Here is a 24047-nt window from a genome sequence, read left to right as displayed (position 1 = left end):
AGCCTCACCCCTTACGCTGTAGCGACCGGTCGGCCTTTTCGCCGCGATTTCGTAGCCGCTTTCGCCTCCACCGGTTTTGCTTCGAGGCGAACTCCAAATGTTTGAAGAATTTTGAGTACGGTGCCGAAGGACGGATTACCGTCTCCAGACAAGGTTCTATAGAGGCTCTCGCGCGAAAGGCCCGTTTCGCGAGCAAGCTCAGCCATTCCTCTTGCGCGGGCGACATCGCCAATCACGGCGGCAATTAAGGCCGGATCGCCATCGTCAAACGCTGCTTCGAGATAGGCTGCAATAGCTTCAGGCGTATCAAGATGCTCAGCCGCATCCCATACCGCCGTTTTGAGTGTCATGGTTCAAACCTCCAATTCCGACGCGAGCCTCTTTGCTTCCTTGATATCTGTCGCTTGAGTGCTTTTGTTGCCGCCGCAGAGAAGAAGGATGATCGTCGCGCTTCTCTCGATATAATAAACTCGGTAACCAGGGCCATAATCGATGCGCATCTCGTTGATCCCGCTCCCGACCGGTTTCACATCCCCTGGATTGCCGAGTGAGAGGCGCCGAATACGGATATCAATACGGGCTCTGGCGCCCGTGTCCTTCAATCGGCGAAACCATCTCGCATAAGTTTCGGTCTGCCTGATATCGGTCAGGGCTATTTGTAGCTTTTAAGCTACAAATGTCAACTGGAAACGCGCGGCAGGAAGTTTGGACCAAAGAGATTCTTCGGTCATTTGCCGGGCCGATACTATATATGACACGAGAAATCATTCACCCGGATCATCATGTCATGACGCAAGCCAGCCAGGAGCAAAACCCCCTTCTCGCCCCGTGGACGGGGCCTTTCGGCGCGCCGCCCTTCGATCTCGTGAAGGCGGAGCAATTCCGCCCGGCTTTCGATACGGCTTTGGCTGAACAAAGCGCCGAGATCGCCGCCATTGCCGATTCAACGGAGCCGCCGACCTTTGCAAATGTGATCGAGGCTTTGGAGCGCAGCGGCCGCGCGCTCGAGCGCGTATCGCTGGTCTTCTTCAATCTTACCAACACGGATACGGACGACACGCTGGATGCGATCGAGCGCGACATCGCGCCTTTGCTTTCGCGTCACCGCAGCGCGATCTATCAAAATGAAAAGCTCTTCCGCAAGGTCGAGGCGCTTCACACGCAGCGCGACGCGCTTGGCTTATCCGACGAACAGAAACGTGTCATCGAACGCTATTTCGTGACCTTCAAGCGGGCGGGTGCGGGCCTGCCGCAAGACGCGCGGACGCGGCTCGCCGCGATCGGCGAAAGGCTCGCGGCACTCGGCACGCAATTCAGCCAGAATGTTCTCGCCGACGAGAAATCCTTCACGCTCGTGCTCGAAAGCGAGGCCGATCTGATCGGTCTGCCCGAGTCGCTTGTGGCAGCGGCCGCCGCTGCGGCAGTCGAGCGCGATCTGCCGGGCAAATATGTGATCACTCTGTCGCGTTCGAGCGTCGAGCCCTTTTTGCAATTCTCGGCGCGGCGCGATCTGCGCGAAAAGGCGTTTCGTGCGTGGGCCGCGCGCGGCGAAGGCGGCGGCGCCACCGACAATCGCGCCATTGCCGCCGAGACGGTAAAACTGCGCGCCGAACGCGCCCGTCTCATGGGTTTTGAGACCTATGCCGATTTTCAATTGTCGGACACGATGGCAAAGACGCCGCAAGCTGCGCTCGACCTTTTGCACAAGGTCTGGGAGCCCGCACGCCTGCAGGCGCTCGCCGAGGAAGCTGCCTTGCAAAAAATGGTCGCAGACGAAGGCGGCAATTTCGAAATCGCACCATGGGATTGGCGCTATTACGCCGAGCGCCGCCGCAAGGCCGAATTCGATCTCGATGAGAGCGAGCTGAAGCCCTATATGCAGCTCGATAAGATGATCGAGGCCGTGTTCTATACGGCGAACCGGCTGTTTGGCCTCGACTTCATTGAGCGTCACGATATTCCACTCTATAACAAGGACACGCGCGCATGGACCGTCCGGCGCGAGGGCAAGGATATCGCGCTTTTCCTCGGCGATTATTATGCGCGGAGTTCAAAGCGCAGCGGCGCTTGGATGAGCAATTTCCGCGAGCAATATAAGATCGACGGCGGCAGCCTGCCGATCGTCGTCAATTGCTTGAATTTCGCGCCGCCTGCGCCGGGCGAGGCGTGTCTTCTTTCCTTCGACGATGCGCGGACCTTGTTTCACGAATTCGGCCACGGTCTGCACGGCATGTTGTCGGACGTCACCTATCCGATGATCTCGGGCACCAATGTCGCGCGCGATTTCGTGGAATTCCCGTCACAGCTTTACGAACATTGGCTGGACCGCCCGGAGATCCTGCGCAAATTCGCCGTGCATCATAAGACCGGCGAGCCCATGCCCGAACCGCTGCTGGAGCGACTCCTGTCGACGCGGCTCTTCAACCAGGGCTTCGCGACCGTCGAATTCACCGCCTCGGCGCTGGTCGATCTCGATCTGCATCTCGCAGCGGAGTCGAAGGATATCGATATCGCAGCCTTCGAGGCGGAAGAACTGGCAAGGCTCGGCATGCCGAAAGGCATCGTGATGCGCCATCGCATGCCACACTTCCAGCATATCTTCTCGGGCGATGGATATTCGGCCGGCTATTACAGCTATATGTGGTCGGAAATTCTCGATGCCGATGGTTTCGACGCCTTCGAGGAAAAGGGCGACATCTTCGATTCCGAAACCGCGAAGAAGCTGCATGATTTCGTCTATTCGGCGGGTTATAGCCGTGCGCCGGACGAAGCCTACGAAGCCTTCCGCGGCCGTGCGCCGACGCCGGAACCGCTGCTGCGCAAGCGCGGATTGCTGGCGCCGTCGAACTCTTAAAAGCTGATCGCATTACGGACGGGCCATGGACACGATCGAGATCGAGGAGATGTTTTCCGCGCTCGGGCCGGTGACCATCAAGCGTATGTTCGGCGGCAAGGGCGTCTATCACAAGGGGCTCATCGTTGCCGTCGAAGTGCGCGACGAGATGCTTTTGAAAGCCGATGCGATCAGCGCGCCCGAATTCGAAGCGGCCGGTGCGCGGCGCTGGTTCTATGAGGGCAAGAAGGGCAAGCCGATCAACATGCCTTATTGGTCCATCCCGGAAGATGCCTTCGACGATCCCGACATCATGGCGCGTTGGGTGCGGCTGGCTTACGAGGCGGCATTGCGATCTCGCTGATGCGATAGATCGCCAGCGTTGCGCGCACCCGCGAAATAAACCGCCCTCGCCCTTCGAGATGACCATAAGCTGACCGTCATGCCCGGCCTTGTGCCGGGCATCCACGCCGGGATATCGCTGCTTATTGAAGGTATCATCAAAGTTGCTACGTGGATGGCCGGGACAAACCAGACTTTCGACGACGCGTCCGCGAATTTTTTAAACTGCCAGGCGACCGATCCCATATAGGTCGGGCTTCCATAGATGATCGCGCTGGCGCCGCTCAATTCTTCCAAGGTGCCTTCGGGCAGATCGCCGGCGTCGCTGATGCGATAGACTCGCAGTTCAGCGCCCGCTGCTTTCACGCCTTCCGCGACGGCGTCTGCCTGTTTGGCCGTGTGGCCGTAGCCGCTGAAATAAACGATCGCGACAAAACTCATTATCAGTCTCCTTGATCAGGACTTGCTCATAGTGAGCATCTTGTGCGTCTATCGCATGACTTCGATCATCGAGGACTTCAAAAGGAAGTGTTTCGCGGCTTGGCCCGTGTCGTCGCCTGCGCGGCGGCGGGATCGTCGGGCCAAAGATGTTTGGGATAGCGTCCCTTCATTTCAGTTTTCACGGCGGCCCAGGAGCCGCGCCAAAAGCCGGGCAGATCGCGCGTAATCTGAATCGGCCGATGCGCCGGCGATAAAAGCTCGAGCGTCAACGGCACACGCCCGCCGGCCAGCGCCGGATGAGTCGAAAGCCCGTAGAGTTCCTGCACGCGCACGGAGAGCGTGGGTCCTTGTTCGGCTGCATAATCCACCGCGATATGCGACCCAGCGGGCGTTGTGAAATGCGTGGGCGCTTCGGCCTCAAGCCGTTTCTTCATGTCCCAAGGCAGAAGCGCTTCAAGCGTTGCGTGCAGATCGTCAGCTTTGATGTCGGCAAGACTGATCTTGCCGGTGAGATAGGGTGCGAGCCAGGTTTTGGCATTTTGCGCGAGTGCATCATCCGAGACATCCGGCCATGCCTCGCCTTCATGCCGGCGCAGAAATGAAATACGATCACGCCATTGGATCTGTTCTTTTGTCCAAGGCAGGCGCGCGACGCCGCGCCGGGCGATGCCATCTGCCAACAGCAGTGCTGTATCGGCATTGGGCACGACTTGAAGATTTTGCTCGGCGAGCACGATGGCGCCGACGCGCTTTTGCCTTCGTAAGGTGAGAGCCCCTCGCGCCTGATCGAACGAAAGCTCTTCCTTCATTTCGAGCCGCGCTCCCGCCGCCGCCTCAAAATCTTCGAGACTCAAAGGCGCGGCGAGCAGGATGCGCGCGGCGCCGGCTTTACCCGCTATCTCGCCCACGGCGAGAAAAGGCTCGCGCGCGAGCGGATCATGCGGCGCGACGGCGGCGGCGCGGCCATTGGCGAGCAGAAACTCGCCCGGCTTGCCGCGCGCCTTGGCAATGCGCTCAGGGAAGGCCAAAGCGAGCAGCGCTCCGGCGCGAAAAATGTCGCCTGCGATCTGTCGTCCCGCACCCGCTTGCCGGGCGAAATTTTGCGCAAGATGCCGTGCGTCCTCCGCGCGGTGCGAGCGGTCGCGACGAAATTCCGTGAGCCGGATTGTCAGGTCTGCCGCGTCGCCGCCAAGTCCGCGTTCGACGAGAATGGCGGCGATCTCGGAAGCCAGCCAACCTTCGCCACTCTCGGCCGCCTTGATCAGCATATGCGCGAGGCGCGGCGGCAGAGCCAAGCCGCTCATCGCCTTGCCGTGATCGGTAAGAGCGCCGTCGGGCTCGATCGCGCCAAGCGCCTGCAAGAGTGCGCGCGCTTCGATCAAGGCCGGTTGCGGCGGCGGATCGAGCCAGCGCAACTCTTCGGCCGGATTGCGCACGCCCCAGGAGGCGAGATCGAGCACGAGGCCCGACATGTCAGCTGCGAGAATTTCCGGCGTTGCGAAAGCCGCGAATGAGCCGGTCGCGGCTTCTTCCCAGAGCCGGTAGCAAGAGCCTGGCTCGGTGCGTCCGGCGCGCCCGCGCCTTTGATCGGCTGCCGCGCGCGAGACCCGTTGCGTTTCAAGCCGCGTCAGGCCCGTATCCGGCTCATAGCGCGGCACGCGCGCGAGCCCGGCATCGACGACGATGCGCACGCCTTCGATCGTGAGCGACGTCTCCGCGATCGAGGTCGCAAGCACGATTTTGCGTCGGGTTTTGTCGGTTGGCGCGATGGCCTGATCCTGCGCCCTTTTATCAAGCGCCGAATAGAGCGGCGCGATCTCGACATTGGTTCCTGCATATCGTGGCTCAAGCAGCGCGGCGACGCGGCGAATCTCGCTTTGCCCCGGCAGGAAGACCAGAGCCGAGCCCTCCGTTTCTCCCATGGCTCTTATGGTCGCCCTTCCGACAGCGTCTTCGATTCTTTCGCGCGGATCGCGGCCGAGATAGATGGTCTCGACCGGAAAGCTTCGCCCCAGGCTTTCGATGGTGGGACAGGAGCCGAGCAGCGTCGAAACCCGTGCGGCATCCAAGGTCGCCGACATGACAAGAACGCGCAGATCGTCGCGCAGGCCCGATTGCACGTCGATCGCTAGCGCCAGGCCGAGATCGGCGTCGAGCGAGCGTTCGTGAAATTCGTCGAAGAGAACCGCCGCGATCTTGTCGAGGCCCGGGTCGTTCAAAATCATGCGGGCGAAAACGCCCTCGGTGACCACTTCGATGCGGGTTTTGGCCGAAACCCGCGCTTCGAGACGCATGCGGAGCCCGATCGTCTCGCCCACCCTTTCGCCGAGTGTCGATGCCATGCGTTCGGCCGCCGCGCGAGCCGCGAGCCGCCGGGGTTCGAGCAGGATCAGCTTGCGGTCCGCCATCCAGGGAGCGGCGAGAAGGTGCAGCGGCACCCGCGTCGTCTTGCCCGCGCCAGGCGGCGCGACAAGGACGGCGTTCCGGCCTGCTGTGAGGCAGGCGCCGATCTCGTCCAAAACCGCGTCGATCGGAAGCGCGGGGCTAAAAAGAGTCATGGAGTCTGCATGACAGGTGGAATGCCGGTGGACAACGGGATTTCGAACCGAAGCGCATTTCGGGCGCGACCGGACATGGTGCTGCTAAGCTACCGTCATATGCGGCATTAAGGTCAATAGGGATCAATCGCCCCCGATAAAGGAGACCCCTTCTCTAACGTATATAAAAACGCTATATGCCTCCGCGCGGACGCTTCATGAGCCTTGCTCTCAAGTTGCCGCAAGAGTCCCTCGAAGGACAAAAGATGGCGTCGCAGATCGCGCAAGATCAACTCCCGCCGCCGGTCGCGGACGGGCTCACAGCCGTCCACCCAGCCGTTCCCCCGTTAAAGCCGACGTTTACCGCTTTGGCGGTCGGATCGATCGGCGTGGTCTATGGCGATATCGGCACCAGCCCGCTCTACGCGCTGCGAGAATCGCTGATCCATAGCAAAAATGCCGGTATTACCGATGAGGGCATCATCGGGACGGTGTCGCTCTTGCTTTGGGCGCTGTTTTTCACCGTGACGGCGAAATACGTGCTCTTCCTGATGCGCGCCGACAATAAGGGTGAAGGCGGCATCCTATCGCTGATGGCCCTGGCGCAAAGCGCGCTTGGGCGGCGGGCCGCGCCGGTGTTTTTCTTGGGGGTAGCCGGTGCCGCGCTGTTTTCCGGCGATGCGATCATCACGCCGGCGATTTCGGTGCTGTCGGCGATCGAGGGTCTCGATCTCGTGACCCCGGAATTCGAGCCCTATGTCATACCGCTCACCGTCTTGATCCTGGTCTCGGTGTTCTGGGTACAAACCCATGGCACGGCGCGGGTCGCATCTTTCTTCGGCCCGGTGATGGTGGTTTTCTTCGCGGTCATCGGCATTTTGGGGATAACCCATATCGGCGATGCGCCGCGTATTCTCTATGCCTTCAATCCGATTCATGGCCTGCGGTTTTTGTTCAGCCATGGATTTTTGGGTTTCGCGGTATTGGGCTCCGTCTTTCTGGCCGTGACCGGGGCGGAAGCGCTTTACGCCGACATGGGCCATTTTGGCCGGCGTCCGATTCAAATCGCCTGGGTCTTTTTCGTCCTGCCGGCGCTCACCTTGAATTATCTTGGCCAGGGCGCCTTGGTTCTGTCGAATGAGGCCGCCGTTGCCAATCCGTTTTATCTGCTGGCGCCGAGTTGGGCGCTGCTGCCGCTCGTGATCCTTTCAACCTTCGCGACCGTCATCGCCAGCCAAGCCGTGATTACGGGCGCCTATTCCCTGGTGCGTCAGGCGATCCAACTCGGCCTTCTGCCGCGCATGGAAATCCAGCACAAATCCGAAATGCTGGAAGGCCAGATCTTCCTTCCGCGCGTCAACCGGCTTTTGCTGATCGGCGTGTTGAGTCTCGTATTCATCTTCAAGAGTTCCAGTTCGCTCGCCTCGGCCTATGGCATCGCCGTGTCGGGCACCATGCTGGTGACGACGGCGCTTGCCTTCGTCGTCGTGTGGAAGCGCTGGCATTGGCCGCTCTGGGGCGCGGCTCTTATGGTCTCGGGCTTCCTCATCATCGATTGCGCCTTTCTCGCCGCCAACCTTACCAAGGTTCTGGAGGGCGGCTGGATGCCATTGGCGCTCGGTTGCTGTTCGATGATCATCATGTGGACCTGGGTGCGCGGCACGGGCTTGCTCGCCCGCAAGACGCGGCGCGATTCGATCCCGATCAATGAATTGATCCGCATGCTCGAAACATCGAAGCCGACCCGCGTACCGGGTACCGCGATCTTCCTGACGAGTACGCCGGATGCCGCGCCTTCGGCTCTGATGCATAATCTGAAACACAATAAGGTTTTGCACGAGCGCGTGGTGCTGATGTCGGTCGTGACCGAGGCAACGCCGCGCGTGCCGCCGTCAAAGCGCTGCGAAATCGTGCCGCTGTCGTCGGATTTCACCGCGATCACGCTGCATTATGGCTATATGGAGAGCCCGCGCCTGCCGACCGCCTTGGCCTCGCTGCGCAAAATGGGCATGAAGTTCGATATCATGACGACGTCCTTCTTTCTGGGGCGGCGCACGATCAAACCCTCGCCCAATTCGGGCATGCCGGCCTGGCAGGACAAGCTCTTCATCGGCCTGTCGAAACAGGCGACCAATGCGACGGACTTCTTCTCGATTCCCTCAGACCGCGTGGTCGAACTCGGCGCCCAGGTGACGGTGTAGAAACAATAGCCGTCATGCGCGGGCTTGACCCGCGCATCCAAGCATAACGCTTTGCTTTTTGTGGCTGAGCCTGATGCGCGGATCAAGTCCGCGCATGACGCGACGAAGGCAAATGAAACTTCCCATTGGATCGCGCTAGACAGCTTCGCGAACCGGGATGCGGAAGCACCCGCCCTTTGCTAGTCTGCGCTCATGCGAAAAAGCCGTGCCTCCGCGCCTTCCTCCGCGCCTGCTGATCCGCTTGAGCCCGAGGCGGCCAAGCCGTCGCCGATGATGGCGCAATATATCGAGATCAAGGCGGCGCATCCGGGCAGTCTGCTCTTCTATCGCATGGGCGATTTCTACGAGCTTTTCTTCGAGGATGCGGAGATCGCGAGCCGCGCGCTCGGCATCGTTTTGACGAAGCGCGGCAAGCACAAGGGCGAGGATATCCCCATGTGCGGTGTGCCGGTCGAGCGCGCCGACGATTATCTGCAGAGGTTGATTGGCAAGGGCCATCGCGTCGCGGTCTGCGAACAGATCGAAGACCCGGCCGAAGCCAAAAAACGCGGCGGCAAATCCGTCGTCAAGCGCGATGTCGTGCGGCTCGTGACGCCGGGCACGATCACCGAAGAAAGATTGCTCGATCCCGGCCGGCCCAATTGCCTTTTGGCTTTGGCCTGTGCCGAGGATGGCGAAGGCAATGTGATGTTCGGCCTCGCGGCGGTCGATATTTCGACTGGCGCCTTTCGCGTGACGGAAGTCATGGACGCCTCGCTCGGCGCCGAGATCAGCCGCATCGATCCGTCCGAGATCGTCGCGCCTGAGAGAATTTGTGCCATGCCCCGCGCGGCGCGTCTCTTCGCCGATCTACGTGTGCCTTTGACGCCGCTTGGCCGCGATGTCGGTGAGGCGCAAAATGCCGAACGCCGCCTGAAGGATTATTTCAAGCTCGCCACGCTCGATGGGCTTGGCGCATTTTCAGATGTCGAACGCGCCGCGGCGGCGGTTGCGATCTTCTATGTCGAGCGCACCCAGCTCGCGGCGCGGCCCGCGCTCGATCTACCGCAACGCCTTACGCGCGCCACGCATATGGAGATCGACGCGGCGACCAGAGCCAATCTCGAATTGACCCGCACGCTCGCCGGCGCACGCGAGGGCTCGCTGCTGGCTGCAATCGATCTCACATTGACCTCGGCGGGAAGCCGCTTGCTGGCCGAACGGCTGGCGGCGCCTCTGACCGGGACGCAGGCGATCGACGCAAGGCTCGATGCGGTCGCGTTTTTTGTGGGTGCGGATGATTTCCGCGCGGCGGTCCGCTTGAGGCTGAAATCCGTGCCGGATTTGGCCCGCGCACTGTCGCGCATCGCGCTTCAACGCGGCGGCCCGCGCGATCTGGCAGCGCTCCGCGACGGGCTCGAGGCTGCGCAGGTTTTAGCGCGAGAGATTTTGTCGAAGCCCGATTTGCCGGATGAACTGGCGTCAGCCGCAAAGGCATGCGGGGATGTCGATTTGAAAGTCGCTGCGGCTTTGACGGAGGCTTTGGCCGATGAGCTTCCCTTGCAGCGGCGCGACGGCAATTTTATCCGCGCGGGTTATGAGGCGACGCTGGATGAACAACGCGCGCTGCGCGATGAAAGCCGCCGCGTGATCGCAGCGCTGCAAGCGCGTTATTGCGAATTGGCGCAGACGAAGCAGCTCAAGCTCAAACATAATCATTTTCTCGGCTTCTTCATCGAAGTGCCGCGCACGCAAGGCGAGGCCTTGTTGCAGCCGCCCTTCAACGCGACTTTCGTGCATCGTCAGACCATGCCCGACGCCATGCGCTTTTCGACAAGCGAACTGGCCGCGCTTGAAGCCAAGATCGCGTCCGCTGCCGACGAGGCGCTCGCCGTCGAGCTCTCGATCTTCGACCGGCTCGTGGCGCTTGTACTGGCGGAAGAGGTTGCGATCAAACATCTCGCGGCGGCGCTGGCTGCGATCGATGTGTCCACCGCGCTGGCGGAGCTGGCGTCCGCGCGAAATTGGACGCGTCCTCTCATTGAGGCTTCGCAGGCTTTCGTGATCGAAGGTGGGCGTCATCCCGTCGTCGAGGCGGCACTTGCGGCTACGGGCCAAGCCTTCGTCGCCAATGATTGCGATCTCTCGGGGTCCGGCCAGGGCGGCTGCATCGCCGTCATCACCGGCCCGAACATGGCTGGCAAATCGACCTATCTCCGCCAAAACGCGTTGATCGCCGTGCTCGCGCAAATGGGCGCTTTTGTTCCTGCTTCGAAAGCGCAGATAGGCATCGTCGACCGGCTGTTTTCCCGTGTGGGCGCGGCCGACGATCTGGCGCGCGGCCGCTCGACCTTCATGGTCGAGATGGTCGAAACGGCGGCGATCCTCAATCAGGCGACCGCGAACTCGTTGGTGATCCTCGATGAGATCGGGCGCGGCACGGCAACCTTCGACGGTCTGTCGATCGCCTGGGCCGTGATCGAACATCTGCACGAGAAGAACCGCTCGCGGGCGATCTTCGCGACGCATTTTCACGAATTGACGCATCTGGCAAAGCGGCTGCCACGCCTCACCAATCTCACCATGCGCGTCGCCGATTGGAACGGCGAGGTGGTCTTCCTGCATGAAATTTTGCCGGGCGCGGCGGATCGCTCCTACGGCATTCAGGTGGCAAAGCTCGCAGGCTTGCCGGGCGCTGTCGTCGAACGCGCAAGAATTCTGCTGGCCGAACTTGAAGCGGGCGACCGGCATATGCCGGTCGAGCGGCTCGTGGCGGATCTGCCTTTGTTCGCCGTGCGCGAGGAACCGCCTGCGCCAGCGCCAAAGCCTGATCCTCTCAATCTCGCGCTCGATGCGCTCGACCCCGACGCGCTGAGCCCAAGAGAGGCGTTGGAAGCGCTTTATAAGCTTAAGGGGCTGCGCAAACCTTCATCCTGAGGAGGCGGCGAAGCCGCCGTCTCGAAGGATGAGCCAAGAGCGTATCGCCCTCGTCCTTCGAGACGCTTGCTCCGCAAGCTCCTCAGGATGAGGGCTCTATCTCTGGCGGCGTCATTGCACTTTGCGGGGATCGACGAGCTCGCCGGAATAGAGAAACTTGCCTGGCCGGTCGGGATCTTCGTCGAGAAGCTCTTCGTCAAGCGGCAAGGTCAGGCTCGGCCAAAGATCGCCTTCGGGACGGTTGATCCATTCGAGGACGAGAAGAAGTCTATCGTCCATCAGAATGAAATCGCTTTCGACCTTGCGCCGCTCGCCGCCGGTCACAAGCATATGCGTCACGCGATAAATGCCGTGCTCGATATTTTCTTCGTCTTCGTCATCATCTTCGATCATCTATCGCGCTTTCTTCGCATCGCTCGTTCGAACCAAGTTTACCTCATCCTGAGGAGGCCCCGAAAGGGGCGGTCTCGAAAGGTGAGGGGAAGGTGCAAGAATTATCCGATCTAGCTTGCGAGCGGGTCGGGCCCGAATCGATTGGGCCCCTCTGTCCCGCGCAGGCAGCCGAGCTCTATGAATCCCCAGATCGCAATCGCTGTGCTCGCGAGCGACAGAAGGAATTCGACGCCGATATCGGTCGTATCCGCGATGTACCCAAAAAGCAGCGGCAGTCCATAAAAGACGACGAGCCATCGGCCGCTTTTGTCGCGATCGTGCAGCCGCCTTATGCCGATGGGGGTGCTGACGAGCAGCGGCAGAATCCCGGCATTGAGAACGGCCCGCTGAGCGCCGAAGATAAAGGCAATGCCGGCCGCGACGAGGAAGATGAGGATCCAGGCGCAGATGGAGACGAGCACCGCGCGCCAAAACCGGCCGCGGTCCAGGCGGCCGGTGATGCTGAAGAGGATTGGGATGAGGTCCAAGACTGGCCCGATTCACATTGAAGCCATGGAGACTTTATGTGCGGCGCCGAATGGCGGCAACCAACCTCGGCGGAATGTAATATGGCAAGAAAGCCCTCATCCTGAGGAGGCGGCGAAGCCGCCGTCTCGAAGGACGAGGGCGGTCGCGCTCTTGGCCATTCTTCGAGAGGCTTGCATCCTCTACCCTGCTCAGGGAATCAGCCGTTCGCGCCGCAACTGGTCGAACAAGGCGAAGAAGGCCTCATCAGTCGGCTGGTAGAGAGCGAATCCCAATTTCCGGCTCTTCGTCATGTCGGTGACGACTTCGATCGGACGGCCGAGATCGGCGTCCGTATGCCACGCCGAGATGAGCCGGTCTATATCCGGTTCAACCAAATGATGACGTGTCGCGATATCGCGCCAAATGGGCGCATCATCGGCCATTTGCTGCTCGAGCGGACGAACCACGCCGTCGAACTCTTCCGCTTCTATGCCGAACCAATGGGCCAATCGGGGCCACATCCATTTCCAGCGAAAGACATCGCCATTGACGACATTGAAGGCCTCATTGGCGGCGGCCGGTGTCGTCATCGCCCAAAGCAAATGCCGAGCGAGCAAATGCGCATCGGTCATATCGGTGAGGCTGTTCCATTGCGTCGCGCTTCCTGGGAATCGGACGGCCCGGCCGGTCTCTCTGCAAATCGTCGCATAGACGGCGAGCGTCGTGCCCATATTCATCGCATTGCCGACGGCCTTGCCGATGATCGTATGCGGCCGGTGAACGCCCCAAGCGAAACCGTCGCGCGCCGCCGCGGCGAAGACTTCGTCTTCCTGCGCATAGTAGAAATTCTCGATGTCGAGCCGGGCTTGATCTTCCCGGAAAGGCGTTTGCGGCAACGTGCCTTTGCCATAGGCCTCGAACGGCCCGAGATAATGTTTGAGCCCGGTGACGAGGGCGACATGGCGCACCGATTGTGCCGGCCGAAGCGCGTCGAGGATATTGCGCACCATGGCTGAATTGACGCGGATATTCTCCGCCTCCGTCGCCTGCCGCAGCCAACTCGACAGGATGACTTGGGTGGGTTTCAATCCGGCGACTGCGGCCTGAAGCGATGCCGGATCGAGCAGATCGGCGGCGACCGGCGTCACGCCTTGTTGCGCGATGGGTTTGCGGGCAAGGCCTAGCACGCTCCAGCCTTCTTGACTGAAGACCTCAGCCGCGGCGCTGCCGACGATGCCGCTCGCGCCGGCGATCAAGACCGTATCGGTCATAATGATCTCCTATTTTTATTGCGCGGTGATCTTACCAGTCGGGTGACGCTCTCTGCGAACAGATGGCTTGCACAAGTTCGTGAAGGTAGCCCATCTCCACTTCCATGCCGAACCTCGTATCCGCCGGGCAAGACAGGCCTGCGTCGCATTGCTCCTGAGCCTTTTCGATGGCCGCGTTCTCGGCCGGTGTGAGGCTATCGGCCACACGATTCCATGGACCTTCCTCGGTGTGCGAAAGCAAATGCTCATTCCAGCCCTGTTGCGGACAGGCTTGGTGGACAGCTTCAAATAATCTGTTCGCTGATACGAGTGGCGGATAATCCTTGTCGGGCCAGACAGGCGTTTGCAGTTGTGGCGACGCTATTGCGACATCAAGCCCTGCCTTCAAAAGAGCCGCGCATAAAGTAGATATGCCAATGAATAAAACCGTGCAGCGCATGGGTGCTTTACCTCTTCCCGAAAATCGCGGTCCCGACCCGCACGTGAGTAGCACCCAGCTGGATCGCGAGCTCGAAATCCGAGCTCATGCCCATCGACATAATCTTGATCCCATTGCGCGCGGCGATCTTATTCAGCAAAGCGAAATGCGGCGAGGCCTGGTCGTCGACCGGCGGGATGCACATCAAACCTGAGATTTCGAGCCCATAGGTCTCGCGGCAGGTTTTGATGAAAGCGTCGGCGTCTTCCGGCAGGATTCCGGCCTTTTGCGGTTCGGCGCCGGTGTTCACCTGGACATAGAGCTTCGGATGCTTGCCCGTGCGCTTGATTTCCTTTGCCAGAGCTTCGGCGATCTTCTCCCGGTCGACCGTCTCGATCACGTCGAAGAGGGCGACCGCCTCCCGCGCTTTGTTCGATTGCAGGGGGCCGATCAGGTGAAGCTCGAGATCAGGATAGTCCGTCCGGAGCGCGGGCCATTTCTCCTCCGCCTCCTGGACGCGGTTTTCGCCGAAATGCCGCTCCCCCGAAGCGAGCACAGGCCTTATATCCTCCGGGCCGAAGGTTTTGGAGACGCAGACGAGGGTGATTTCGGCCGGATCACGGCCGGTGTCCCGGGCGGCGCGGGCAAGCCGCTCCCGCACCTCTGCCAATTGGGCGGCGCTATTGCTCAAGTCTCAGCTCCTTCAGGCTGCTACGCCCTCGCGCTTCGAGACAGCCGCTTCGCGGCTTCCTCAGCATGAGGGCGGCCGGAATTCCAGGTAATATTGCGCCGCCGCGAAACATTTGACCCCTCGGCCGAATGATGCTGTTTACCCGGTTCAATCTGGCATTTCCCATCTAAGAATCGACACTTAAACATGGAATCGGAGCGCTACAACGCCCGCGAAGCGGAACCCAAATGGCAAAAGTTTTGGGATGAGGCCGGCACCTTTCTGACCGGCACCGATGCAGCGCGGCCAAAATACTACGTCCTTGAAATGTTTCCCTATCCGTCCGGCCGCATCCATATGGGGCACGTGCGCAATTATGCCATGGGCGACGTCATCGCCCGTTATAAGCGCGCCAAGGGTTTCATGGTGCTGCATCCGATGGGCTGGGACGCCTTCGGCATGCCTGCCGAAAACGCGGCGATGCAGAACAAGAGCCATCCGGCCGATTGGACCTATGCGAATATTGCGACCATGCGGACGCAGTTGAAATCGATGGGGCTTTCCATCGATTGGACGCGGGAAATCGCGACCTGCGATCCGTCCTATTACAAGCATCAGCAGAAATTGTTTCTGGATTTTCTGGCCGCGGGGCTTGTCGATCGCAAACAGGCGAAGGTCAATTGGGACCCGGTCGATCATACCGTGCTTGCCAATGAGCAAGTGATCGACGGACGCGGCTGGCGTTCCGGCGCGCTCGTCGAACAGCGCGAGCTGACGCAATGGTTCTTGAAGATCGCGGCGCAAGCGGATGATTTGCTCGCCGGGCTCGATACGCTCGAGCATTGGCCGGAAAAAGTCCGGCTGATGCAGAAGAACTGGATTGGCCGCTCCGAAGGCTTGCTGGTGCGCTTCGAGCTCGTGCCGGGCCCGGCTGTCGATACGCGGGAACTCGAAGTCTACACCACACGGCCGGACACGCTTTTCGGTGCCAAGTTTCTGGCGATCGCGCCGGATCATCCGCTGGCGCAGAAGCTTGCCGAGAGTGATCCGGCGCTGAAGGATTTCATCATCGAGTGCAGCCATCGCGGCACGTCGGTGGCGGCGATCGAGACGGCCGAAAAGAAGGGCTATGACACGGGGCTGAAGGTCCGCCATCCTTTCGATGACAACTGGGGCCTGCCGGTCTATGTCGCGAATTTCGTGCTCATGGATTATGGCACGGGCGCCATTTTCGGCTGTCCCGCGCATGACCAGCGCGACCTCGATTTCGCCAATACTTACGGGCTCGGCAATCAGCCGGTGATCCTGCCGCCCGGCGCCGATCCCGCGAGTTTCGTCATCACGACGCAGGCCTATGACGGCGAAGGCACGCTCTTTCATTCCCGCTTTCTCGATGGGCTTTCGATTCCCGAGGCCAAGGAAGAAGTTGCGAAACGGCTCGAGGCGGCGGTGTTCGATGGCCGCCCCATTGCGAAGCGCCAGATCAACTTCCGCCTGCGCGATTGGGGCATTTCGCGGCAGCGCTATTGGGGCTGCCCGATCCCGATCATCCATTGCGAATCCTGCGGGGTTGTCCCGGTACCTGAAAAGGATCTGCCGGTCGAATTGCCGAAGGATGTCACTTTCGATCAGCCCGGCAATCCGCTCGACCGGCATCCGACTTGGAAACATGTCGCCTGCCCGATCTGCGGCGGTCCGGCCCGGCGCGAAACCGACACGATGGATACTTTCGTCGATTCGTCCTGGTATTTTCTGCGCTTCACCGACCCGAAGGACCAAGCCGAGCCGACGGATGCCGCGGCGGTTTCCCGCTGGATGCCGGTCGATCAATATATAGGCGGCATCGAACACGCGATTTTGCATCTGCTCTATGCGCGTTTCTTCACCCGCGCGATGCGGATGACCAATCATGCCGACGAGTTGAAGGAGCCTTTCACCGGCCTCTTCACGCAGGGCATGGTGGTTCACGAAACCTATAAGGGCCTGGACGGCGCCTGGGTCGCGCCCGCCGATGTGCGGATCGAGCAGACGCCGGAGGGGCGCAAGGCCTTCAGGCTCGACAATAATGGCGCCGAAGTCGAGATCGGCCCGATCGAGAAAATGTCGAAGTCGAAAAAGAACGTCGTCGACCCGGACGAGATCATCGAAAGTTTCGGGGCCGATACCGCGCGCTGGTTCATGCTCAGCGATTCGCCGCCCGAGCGCGATGTGATCTGGACCCAGGAAGGTGCTCAGAACGTTTCGAAATTCCTGCAGCGGCTATGGCGGCTCACCGGCGAACTGGCGGAGCTGGCCTCGGCCCCGGATATACCCAAGCCCACGGTGTTTTCTCCCCCCGCGATGGAGCTTCGCAAGGCGGTTCACGGGGCCTTAATCAAGGTCGGCGAGGATTTGGACCGGTTGCGGTTCAATCGCGCGATCGCTCAGGTCCACGATCTCGCCAATAAGGTCTCGGCCGCCGTCGGCGCGGTTGAAACACCTGAGATTTCAGACGATCTAAGATTTGCCTTCAGGGAGGCGGGCGACATCATGGTCCAGCTTTTTGCGCCGATGATGCCGCATCTCGCCGAGGAATGCTGGGCGCGGCTCGGTCATAAGGTGCTGGTTGCCGAGACGGCCTGGCCCATTGCCGAGCCTGCCCTTGTCGTCGAAGATGTGATAAGCCTGCCCGTGCAGGTGAATGGTAAGAAGCGCGGCGATCTCGTGATCGACCGCACCGCCGATCAGGCGGCGATCGAGTCCGCCGTCCTGGCGCTCGATTTTGTGCAAAAGGCCCTGGAGGGCCGTCCGGTGAAGAAAATCATCATCGTCCCGCAAAGGATCGTGAATGTCGTCGGCTAGAGCATCGGACCGAAAAGTACCTCGCGATCTCGCTGTCGCGATAGATCGCCAGCGATGCGGGTTTCGGATGAATCCGATGCGCTCCAAAAAAGCCCTATGGGCTTTCGGCCTGTTTCTGTTGGCTGCGCCGCTCGCCGGCTGCATCCAGCCGCTTTACGGGCCTTTGGCAGATGGCGGCGGCAGCGTCGCCACCGAAATGCAGGCCGTTTCCATCGAGCCGATCGGCGACCGGCTCGGCCATTATCTGGAAAATGAGCTGATCTTCGGCTTTAATGGAACTGGTTCGCGGGTTCCGCCGCGCTACCGTCTTTTCGTGAGCCTGTCGGAAAGCACGCAAACGCCTTTGGTCGACACGGTCACCGGCCAGGCGAGCGCCGCCAATGTGCTTGTTACGGCAAATTTCCGCCTGGAGCACGCGACCGGCGGGCCGCCGATCTACAAGGATTCGGCGACAGTCGTTGCGAGCTATGACCGCACGACCCAGCGCTTTGCCAGCGTGCGCGCCGCGCGCGATGCGGAAATCCGCGACGCGGAACGGCTCGCCGATCAGATCCGCACCCGGATCGCGGCCATTTTCGCAGCCGGGGCGCCACCGCAGGCACCTGCGCCGGTCGTCGTTCCAAAGTCCTGATGGTCGCGGTCAAGAGCTACGAGGCCGACCGTTTTCTGGCGCGCCCTCCGGCGCATATGTTCGTCTTTCTCGTCTTCGGAACCGACGCGGGCCTGATCTCCGAGCGCGTACACCGCATCGTGAGCCAGGCGGTCGATGATCCCAAGGATCCGTTTCAACTGGCGCGGCTGAGCGGCGACGAACTCGCAGGCGATCCGCTGCGGCTCGCCGATGAAGCCTATACGCTGCCGCTCTTCGGCGGCCGCAAAGCTGTCCTGATCGAAGCGGGCGGCAAGGCCTTCGACGCGGCGCTCGATCCGCTGCTGGCGACGCCGCCCGACGCCTGCACCATCGTGATCGAAGCGGGCGGTCTCAAGCGCGAGTCGCCGCTGCGCCGCCTGTGCGAGCGCGACAAGAATGCCGCCGCGATCGAATGCTATCCGGATTCGGCCAAGGACGTCGCGCATCTGATCGACAGCGAAGTCGCAAAGGCCGGGCTTGCGATCGACGCCGGCGCCAAAACCCTGCTCGTGTCGCTGCTCGGCCAGGACAGGCTGACGACGCGATCGGAACTCGATAAGCTTTTGCTCTATGCGCATGGCGAAGACCATGTCGGGCTCGCCCATATCGCGGCCGTGGTCTCCGACGCCTCGGCGCTCGTCTTCGATCACGCGATCGACGGCGCCTTCGACGGGCAATTCAAAGCGGTCGAGGAGACGGCGGCGCGCGTCTTCGGCGAAGGGGGCGATGCCAATATGTTGCTGGCTATGGCCTTGCGTCACGCGATCAGCCTGCATCGCGCGCGGCTCGAATATGAGAATGCGGATACGGCAGGCGGCGAGATGAAGGCGCGCAGCACCTATGGGCGCGCCGCCGCGATGGAACGCCAGATGCGGAACTGGACCTCGGCGCGGCTGGCGCGCGCGATCGCGGGCCTTGCGGAAGCGATCGGCAAGGTGCGGCGCGAACCGCGTCTGGCGGAAGTGGTGGCCGTGCGCGCGCTATGGGCGGTGGCATTGGCCGCATCGCGGCAGGCGGCGTGAGTAGAGCACAGCCGTCATGGCCGGGCTTGACCCGGCCATCCAAGCACCGCTGACAAAGGTAGTGGCACCTTGTGCCGAACCGCGTTCCTGGATGCGCGGATCATGCCCGGACTTGATCCGGGTACCGCGCATGACGGTTGAGAGGCATGTGCTTCATTGTTATTCACGATGGGCCATTCATCTCTTGGCGGCGAGCATGGCGAGCGGATCGCTTTGGTCAATGATCGCAACGCAGATAAGTTTACGCAGATTGCGTAAACTGATCTGCGTGGCTCGCCGCCTTGGGCGGTCGCGAAGCGATCATTGACAAAAGCGTATCCGCCTCGCCGAAAATGCCCGCCGTTGGATGAATGGCGAAATGTGATGAGCTCGGTATTTTGAGCCAAACGCCACAAGCTTGCCGCGAGGCAATCACGCCCTGATTCCGAAAGGAAATTAGTGACTAAGGGTGGCGGGCGTGATGCGCGTTATTGTTAGCTCATCTGGTAACCCAAGGGATGGGGTGTGAGATGCCACCCGATCATTCCATTACCAATATTAATGGGCTTGCCTGTCATCTTCATTCGGAAGAAAAAACTTTGCTGATGTCCGAACACATCAGTGTAATCGGCACCTCCCCAGAGGAAAATTGCTTTGGAGCCGTGGATCAGTTCTTGAAACTCAAAGTCATTAAGGATCATTGGCTCAGGAATAATATTTACTGTCGCTCCGGCCCCGATGATGGAGCTATTGACTCGCTCACTAAGTCGCTTGGATTCGGCCGGAAAAGGCACGGATTCCGATGGGTAAAAGCCTCCTCCAAACCATGTAGAGAAATTTTTGCCGGGGGTCTTCCCTGCATTTTCGAGCACCACTGAGACGCTTATGGTGTGTTTGTTGAGTTCGGATTGCAGAAAAAGGGCGCCCTTATCAGCGATCGAGACGTAAGCACGTAACTCTGTTTTGCTGCTCTCGCTAGCATCTCTCACCAATTTTCGGGTGGCAAGCCAGAGACACCTAGAGTAGCGAAAAAAAGCAATGCAGTGAAAATGGCGAGGGCGGTGTCCGTTATTTTCAGCCGTACCCCACGGATCGGAGGCCAAAACTCGGTTCCTTCGTCGTTTGCATCCTTTTCGTCATTGCCACGATTGCTCAAAACGGCTGGTGGAGCGGTCGATGCGTGCAGTATTATATTTTGTGCACTCTGCTGGTTTTCGGTTTGCTGACCGGCCCATAGCTGAGTCGAACTTACCAAAGCAAAAAAAGCCAACAAGAGGCTCAAACATCTCTTATTTGGATAGCTTCGCATCCAATTGCTGCCAATGTCATGAGAAGGAGCGGCAGTCACTTTATCTCTGGCAAGCTTGTTTACAATGCTTGCCTTGTGTCACCCGCCCTTCATCCCCGCCCCATTCAGCGGGTTGTCCTTGTCCCAGCCATAGGTGAGCGTCTCGAAGCGCATCGATAGCGCATCGACCAGCACGAGCCGCCCGACAAGCCCTTCGCCGAAGCCGACGATCTCGCGGATGACTTCCAGCGCCATCATCGTGCCAAGCAGCCCGGTCAGGGCGCCGAGCACGCCGGCCTCGGCGCAGGCGGGCACGGTGCCGGGCGGCGGCGGCGCAGGGAAGAGACAGCGATAGGTCGGGTTCGGTTCGCCATTGGCGGATTTTTCAAACGGCCGCAAGGTCGTGAGCGATCCATCAAACGCTCCGACGGCCGCCGTCACGAGCGGCTTCTTTTCATAAAAGCACGTGTCGGCTGTGAGATAGCGCGTCTCGAAATTATCCGATCCGTCGGCGACGAGATCGAAGCCGCGGATAATCTCCGCCGCGTTTGTCGCATCGAGCCGGGTCTTGAACGATGTGAACCGCACATTGGGGTTCAGCCGGGTGACGGCATCCGCCGCGCTCAGGACCTTGGCGCGGCCAATGTCGCCCGTGCCGTGCAGAACCTGGCGCTGCAGATTGGAGAGCGAGACCTCGTCGTCATCGACGACGCCGATCTCGCCGACACCGGCTGCGGCGAGATATTGGATCAGCGGCGAACCGAGCCCGCCCGCGCCCACGATGAGAACGCGGGCGTTTTTCAGCTTTTGCTGGCCGGGGCCGCCGACATCGCGGAGCACGATATGGCGCGCGTAGCGCTCGACTTCTTCCTTTGAGAACATGGAGGCTATTTAGGCACGCAGGTTCCTCTGCGCCATGATTTCTTGATCTTGAAGACGCCGCCGCCCGGAACGCCCCTCATCCTGAGGAGGCCCTGAAAGGGCCGTCTCGAAGGATGGGCCAAGAGCTCGATAGCCCTCGCCCTTCGAGACGCGCTCCTGCGGAGCGCTCCTCAGGGTGAGGGCGGTAGGTGCGGGGAGCTCTTGATCACGAAACCGCGTAAAGCGAGTCCAGGAATTTGGTGAAATTCCCCGCGACGAAATAGGCTTCATTATCGCCCGTGACATTATATTCGGCCCGTATCCAGTAATAGATCCGGCCTTCGTCCAATTTTCCGAGCGACAGGGTGACCATGTCGCCTTCCGTCGCGGCGGCGATCGGGAAATGATAATTCGGCAATTGCCCGATGAGATTCTTATAATTCCAATCGATATTGCTCTCTTTTACCGGGCGGGCGAGGCCAAAAACCTGCTCCACCCTGCCGGAGGATATGGTTTTATGGCCCTGAACCGGGAAAAAATCGGGACGCGGCTTGCCGCCATTGGTGCGGAGCAGAAAGCTCCGGTAGTCTTCCGGCAGTTTCACGTCGAGGTCGCGTTCGACGCGTTCGATCTGTTTTTCCGTCAGCAGGACGCCGACATCGCTCATTTCAAAACTCATAACCATCATCTCGTCTGAGGCGCGTTTGATGCCGTTCGTAGCTCAAGAAGAAAGACGGCGCCAAACCGGCCTGAAAACACTCATTGTCTCAGGCCTATTGCTAGCAAGTTCCGGGCTTGCCTTGCTCGCCATCCGGCCCGGGCTCGATCTGGCCTCGGCGGCCTTGTTTTTCACAGATCACGATGATTTTGGATCGAACCGATCCAAAATCATGAACGTGATCGATTCTAATAATTTAGAGCGGGATTTTAGCGAAAAACCGGCATCCACTTTTTCGCATCCCGCTCTAGCGCCCGGCCATTTCATCGGCGCGACGCCGGAAATGCGGGTTTTTCGCGCGTTCGCATCGCTTTTGCCCTTTCTGATCTATGGCGGCGTGATCCTGCTTTATCTCGCCGGCCTGGCGCGTGTGGTGCCAAAACACCTCACTTTAAGCCATCGCAGCGTGATTTTTCTCAGCCTGTCTCTGGCGCTTGGCCCCGGTCTCCTCGTCAACGAGGTCTTCAAGGCGCATTTTCACCGCCCGCGTCCGGTGCATGTGCAATCGTTCGGCGGCGCTTCGGCGTTCCGGCCGTTTTATCGGGCGGACGGCGACTGCGTGAAGAATTGCTCCTTCCCGTCGGGAGAAACGGCCGCTTCCTTTTGGACGATGGCGCCGGCGGCCCTGGCCCCGCCGCCGTTGCGCGGGGTTGCGCTGGCCGCCGCGATTCTGTTCGGCGCCGCGACTGGCGCTTCGCGCATGGCGGTCGGCGCGCATTTTTTATCCGACGTTCTTTTCAGCGGGCTTGCCATGGGGCTGACGACGATCGGGGTTTGGTATGCGACGCGGCGGCGCTCTTTACCTCATGTGACAGAAGCCAAGACAGGTTTGCAGGAGGACCCCGCGCCTTTATAGTCGAGACTCCGGGGGCGTAATTAGAGTTTGAAATGCCGCAGCAAAAACAAGATGTGAAACGGGTTGTTCTCGCTTATTCCGGGGGGCTCGATACTTCGATCATCCTGAAATGGCTGCAGACCAATTATGGCTGCGAGGTCGTGACCTTCACCGCCGATCTCGGCCAGGGGGAGGAATTGGGGCCCGCGCGGGATAAGGCGCTGCTCCTCGGCATCAAGCCGGAACATATTTTCATCGAGGATCTCCGCGAGGAGTTCGTCCGCGATTACGTCTTCCCGATGTTTCGCGCCAATGCGGAATATGAAGGGCTGTATCTGCTCGGCACCTCGATCGCGCGGCCCTTGATCGCCAAGAAACAGATCGAAATCGCACGGCAGGTGGGGGCCGACGCGGTGGCGCATGGCGCGACCGGCAAGGGCAATGATCAGGTCCGGTTCGAGCTCTCCTATTATGCGCTCGAGCCGGAGATCAAGGTCATCGCGCCCTGGCGCGAATGGGAATTCGCCTCGCGCACGGCGCTTCTGGCTTTCGCCGAGCAAAATCAGATCCCGATCGCCAAGGACAAGCAGGGCGAAGCGCCGTTTTCGGTCGATGCCAATCTTCTGCATGCCTCCTCGGAGGGCAAAGTCCTCGAGGATCCGGCGCTGGACGTGCCGGATTATGTCTATTCCAGGACGATCTCGCCGGAGGACGCGCCGGACAAGCCGACCTTCATCGAGATCGAGTTCATCAAGGGCGATCCGGTCGCGATTGACGGCCAGGTCATGTCGCCTGCGACCTTGCTGACCGCGCTCAATCAGCTCGGCCGCGACAACGGCATCGGCCGGCTCGACCTCGTCGAAAACCGATTCGTGGGGATGAAATCACGCGGCATGTATGAGACCCCGGGGGGCACGATTCTCCTCATGGCCCACCGCGGAATCGAATCAATCACGCTCGACAGGGGCGCCGCGCACCTCAAAGACGAGCTGATGCCGCGCTACGCCGAACTTATCTACAATGGATTTTGGTTCTCCCCCGAGCGGGAGATGCTGCAGGCTTTGATCGACAAGAGCCAGACCTACGTCTCCGGCCGGGTGCGCCTCAAGCTCTATAAAGGCGGCGTTTACGTTGTCGGTCGCAGCAGCCCACTTTCCCTTTATGATCAAGACCTTGTGACCTTCGAAGAGGGCGCGGTCGCATATGATCATAAAGACGCCGCGGGCTTCATCAAGCTCAACGCTTTGCGGCTTCGGACCCTCGCCAAGCGGGCCAAGCGCGCGCCTGGTTAACGTTCCGCAGGCGTGGCTTGGCGGATTCTATCTCCAGCTTTTCGTTCAAAG

Annotated in this window: 21 protein-coding genes; 9 read left to right on the top strand and 12 right to left on the bottom strand. The window is 60.5% G+C overall.

Features of this window, described 5'->3' with window-relative positions; translation table 11 throughout:
* Positions 1 to 11: 11 nt before the first annotated feature.
* Together A3OQ_RS0103380 and A3OQ_RS0103375 are read right to left on the bottom strand one after the other, a co-directional pair.
* Positions 12 to 350, bottom strand: coding sequence for an addiction module antidote protein (locus tag A3OQ_RS0103380; protein ID WP_020173948.1), 339 nt, complete (start codon positions 348 to 350; stop codon positions 12 to 14).
* A 3-nt stretch (positions 351 to 353) separates the two neighbouring features.
* Entirely contained in the window at positions 354 to 641 is a 288-nt protein-coding gene (locus tag A3OQ_RS0103375; protein ID WP_341872091.1) for a type II toxin-antitoxin system RelE/ParE family toxin, read from the bottom strand.
* A 146-nt stretch (positions 642 to 787) separates the two neighbouring features.
* On the opposite strand from A3OQ_RS0103375, the gene A3OQ_RS0103370 reads away from it, so the two are divergent.
* Both A3OQ_RS0103370 and A3OQ_RS0103365 read left to right on the top strand, forming a co-directional pair.
* The gene (locus A3OQ_RS0103370; protein ID WP_040580518.1) at positions 788 to 2854 is read left to right on the top strand and encodes a M3 family metallopeptidase; all 2067 of its coding nucleotides are present in this window, start codon (positions 788 to 790) and stop codon (positions 2852 to 2854) included.
* Positions 2855 to 2879: 25 nt separating this feature from the next.
* The gene (locus tag A3OQ_RS0103365) at positions 2880 to 3197 is read left to right on the top strand and encodes a TfoX/Sxy family protein (protein ID WP_020173945.1); all 318 of its coding nucleotides are present in this window, start codon (positions 2880 to 2882) and stop codon (positions 3195 to 3197) included.
* Here A3OQ_RS0103365 and A3OQ_RS23345 read toward each other — a convergent pair.
* A complete protein-coding gene (locus A3OQ_RS23345; RefSeq protein ID WP_020173944.1) occupies positions 3170 to 3616 on the bottom strand; it encodes a flavodoxin family protein in 447 nt (148 codons plus the stop codon). The two genes, A3OQ_RS0103365 and A3OQ_RS23345, sit on opposite strands and share 28 nt — an antisense overlap.
* Positions 3617 to 3693: 77 nt before the next feature.
* Positions 3694 to 6174 (bottom strand): ATP-dependent helicase HrpB, encoded by a 2481-nt coding sequence (hrpB, locus tag A3OQ_RS0103355; RefSeq protein WP_020173943.1) that lies wholly within the window; start codon positions 6172 to 6174, stop codon positions 3694 to 3696.
* Between the two features lie 245 nt (positions 6175 to 6419).
* On the opposite strand from hrpB, the gene A3OQ_RS0103350 reads away from it, so the two are divergent.
* The gene (locus A3OQ_RS0103350) at positions 6420 to 8354 is read left to right on the top strand and encodes a potassium transporter Kup (protein ID WP_152428575.1); all 1935 of its coding nucleotides are present in this window, start codon (positions 6420 to 6422) and stop codon (positions 8352 to 8354) included.
* Positions 8355 to 8546: 192 nt separating this feature from the next.
* The gene (gene mutS / locus A3OQ_RS0103345) at positions 8547 to 11270 is read left to right on the top strand and encodes a DNA mismatch repair protein MutS (RefSeq protein WP_020173941.1); all 2724 of its coding nucleotides are present in this window, start codon (positions 8547 to 8549) and stop codon (positions 11268 to 11270) included.
* 111 nt (positions 11271 to 11381) lie between these two features.
* Here the strand turns inward: mutS and A3OQ_RS0103340 are convergent, their stop codons facing one another.
* The 5 genes from A3OQ_RS0103340 to A3OQ_RS0103320 all read right to left on the bottom strand — a co-directional run bounded on the left by A3OQ_RS0103340 (position 11382) and on the right by A3OQ_RS0103320 (position 14550).
* Positions 11382 to 11663 (bottom strand): hypothetical protein, encoded by a 282-nt coding sequence (locus tag A3OQ_RS0103340; protein ID WP_020173940.1) that lies wholly within the window; start codon positions 11661 to 11663, stop codon positions 11382 to 11384.
* Positions 11664 to 11773: 110 nt separating this feature from the next.
* Entirely contained in the window at positions 11774 to 12190 is a 417-nt protein-coding gene (locus A3OQ_RS0103335; RefSeq protein WP_020173939.1) for a DUF805 domain-containing protein, read from the bottom strand.
* Positions 12191 to 12379: 189 nt separating this feature from the next.
* Positions 12380 to 13441 (bottom strand): SDR family oxidoreductase, encoded by a 1062-nt coding sequence (locus tag A3OQ_RS0103330; RefSeq protein ID WP_020173938.1) that lies wholly within the window; start codon positions 13439 to 13441, stop codon positions 12380 to 12382.
* Positions 13442 to 13472: 31 nt separating this feature from the next.
* Positions 13473 to 13880: a hypothetical protein gene (locus A3OQ_RS21220; RefSeq protein WP_020173937.1), complete on the bottom strand. Its 408-nt coding sequence runs from the start codon at positions 13878 to 13880 to the stop codon at positions 13473 to 13475.
* Positions 13881 to 13887: 7 nt separating this feature from the next.
* Entirely contained in the window at positions 13888 to 14550 is a 663-nt protein-coding gene (locus tag A3OQ_RS0103320; RefSeq protein WP_020173936.1) for a YggS family pyridoxal phosphate-dependent enzyme, read from the bottom strand.
* 186 nt (positions 14551 to 14736) lie between these two features.
* On the opposite strand from A3OQ_RS0103320, the gene leuS reads away from it, so the two are divergent.
* From leuS to holA, 3 genes are all read left to right on the top strand, one after another.
* Positions 14737 to 17370 (top strand): leucine--tRNA ligase, encoded by a 2634-nt coding sequence (gene leuS, locus A3OQ_RS0103315; protein ID WP_020173935.1) that lies wholly within the window; start codon positions 14737 to 14739, stop codon positions 17368 to 17370.
* 76 nt (positions 17371 to 17446) lie between these two features.
* A complete protein-coding gene (gene lptE, locus A3OQ_RS0103310) occupies positions 17447 to 18001 on the top strand; it encodes an LPS assembly lipoprotein LptE (protein WP_152428307.1) in 555 nt (184 codons plus the stop codon).
* Entirely contained in the window at positions 18001 to 19023 is a 1023-nt protein-coding gene (holA, locus tag A3OQ_RS0103305; RefSeq protein WP_020173933.1) for a DNA polymerase III subunit delta, read from the top strand. The genes lptE and holA overlap by 1 nt, the downstream gene beginning before the upstream one ends.
* 473 nt (positions 19024 to 19496) lie before the next feature.
* Here the strand turns inward: holA and A3OQ_RS0103295 are convergent, their stop codons facing one another.
* The 3 genes from A3OQ_RS0103295 to A3OQ_RS0103285 form a co-directional block, all read right to left on the bottom strand.
* Positions 19497 to 20105 (bottom strand): hypothetical protein, encoded by a 609-nt coding sequence (locus tag A3OQ_RS0103295; RefSeq protein ID WP_152428306.1) that lies wholly within the window; start codon positions 20103 to 20105, stop codon positions 19497 to 19499.
* A gap of 284 nt (positions 20106 to 20389) precedes the next feature.
* Entirely contained in the window at positions 20390 to 21172 is a 783-nt protein-coding gene (locus A3OQ_RS0103290) for a HesA/MoeB/ThiF family protein (RefSeq protein WP_020173930.1), read from the bottom strand.
* Positions 21173 to 21377: 205 nt separating this feature from the next.
* Positions 21378 to 21818 carry an SMI1/KNR4 family protein gene (locus tag A3OQ_RS0103285; RefSeq protein ID WP_161607294.1) on the bottom strand — a complete coding sequence of 147 codons (441 nt, stop codon included), beginning with the start codon at positions 21816 to 21818 and terminating at the stop codon, positions 21378 to 21380.
* A 223-nt stretch (positions 21819 to 22041) separates the two neighbouring features.
* On the opposite strand from A3OQ_RS0103285, the gene A3OQ_RS23340 reads away from it, so the two are divergent.
* Together A3OQ_RS23340 and A3OQ_RS0103275 are read left to right on the top strand one after the other, a co-directional pair.
* Positions 22042 to 22725, top strand: a complete 684-nt coding sequence (locus A3OQ_RS23340) for a phosphatase PAP2 family protein (protein WP_161607293.1) — start codon at positions 22042 to 22044, stop codon at positions 22723 to 22725.
* Positions 22726 to 22757: 32 nt separating this feature from the next.
* Complete coding sequence (locus A3OQ_RS0103275) at positions 22758 to 23996, top strand: argininosuccinate synthase (RefSeq protein ID WP_020173927.1); 1239 nt, start codon at positions 22758 to 22760, stop codon at positions 23994 to 23996.
* The last annotated feature ends 51 nt before the right edge of the window (positions 23997 to 24047 follow it).

The organism is Methyloferula stellata AR4 (assembly GCF_000385335.1).
GTDB classification, from domain to species: domain Bacteria; phylum Pseudomonadota; class Alphaproteobacteria; order Rhizobiales; family Beijerinckiaceae; genus Methyloferula; species Methyloferula stellata.
Note: the sequence above shows the minus strand (reverse complement) of the source record. Positions and strands in the feature narration are given on the sequence as shown.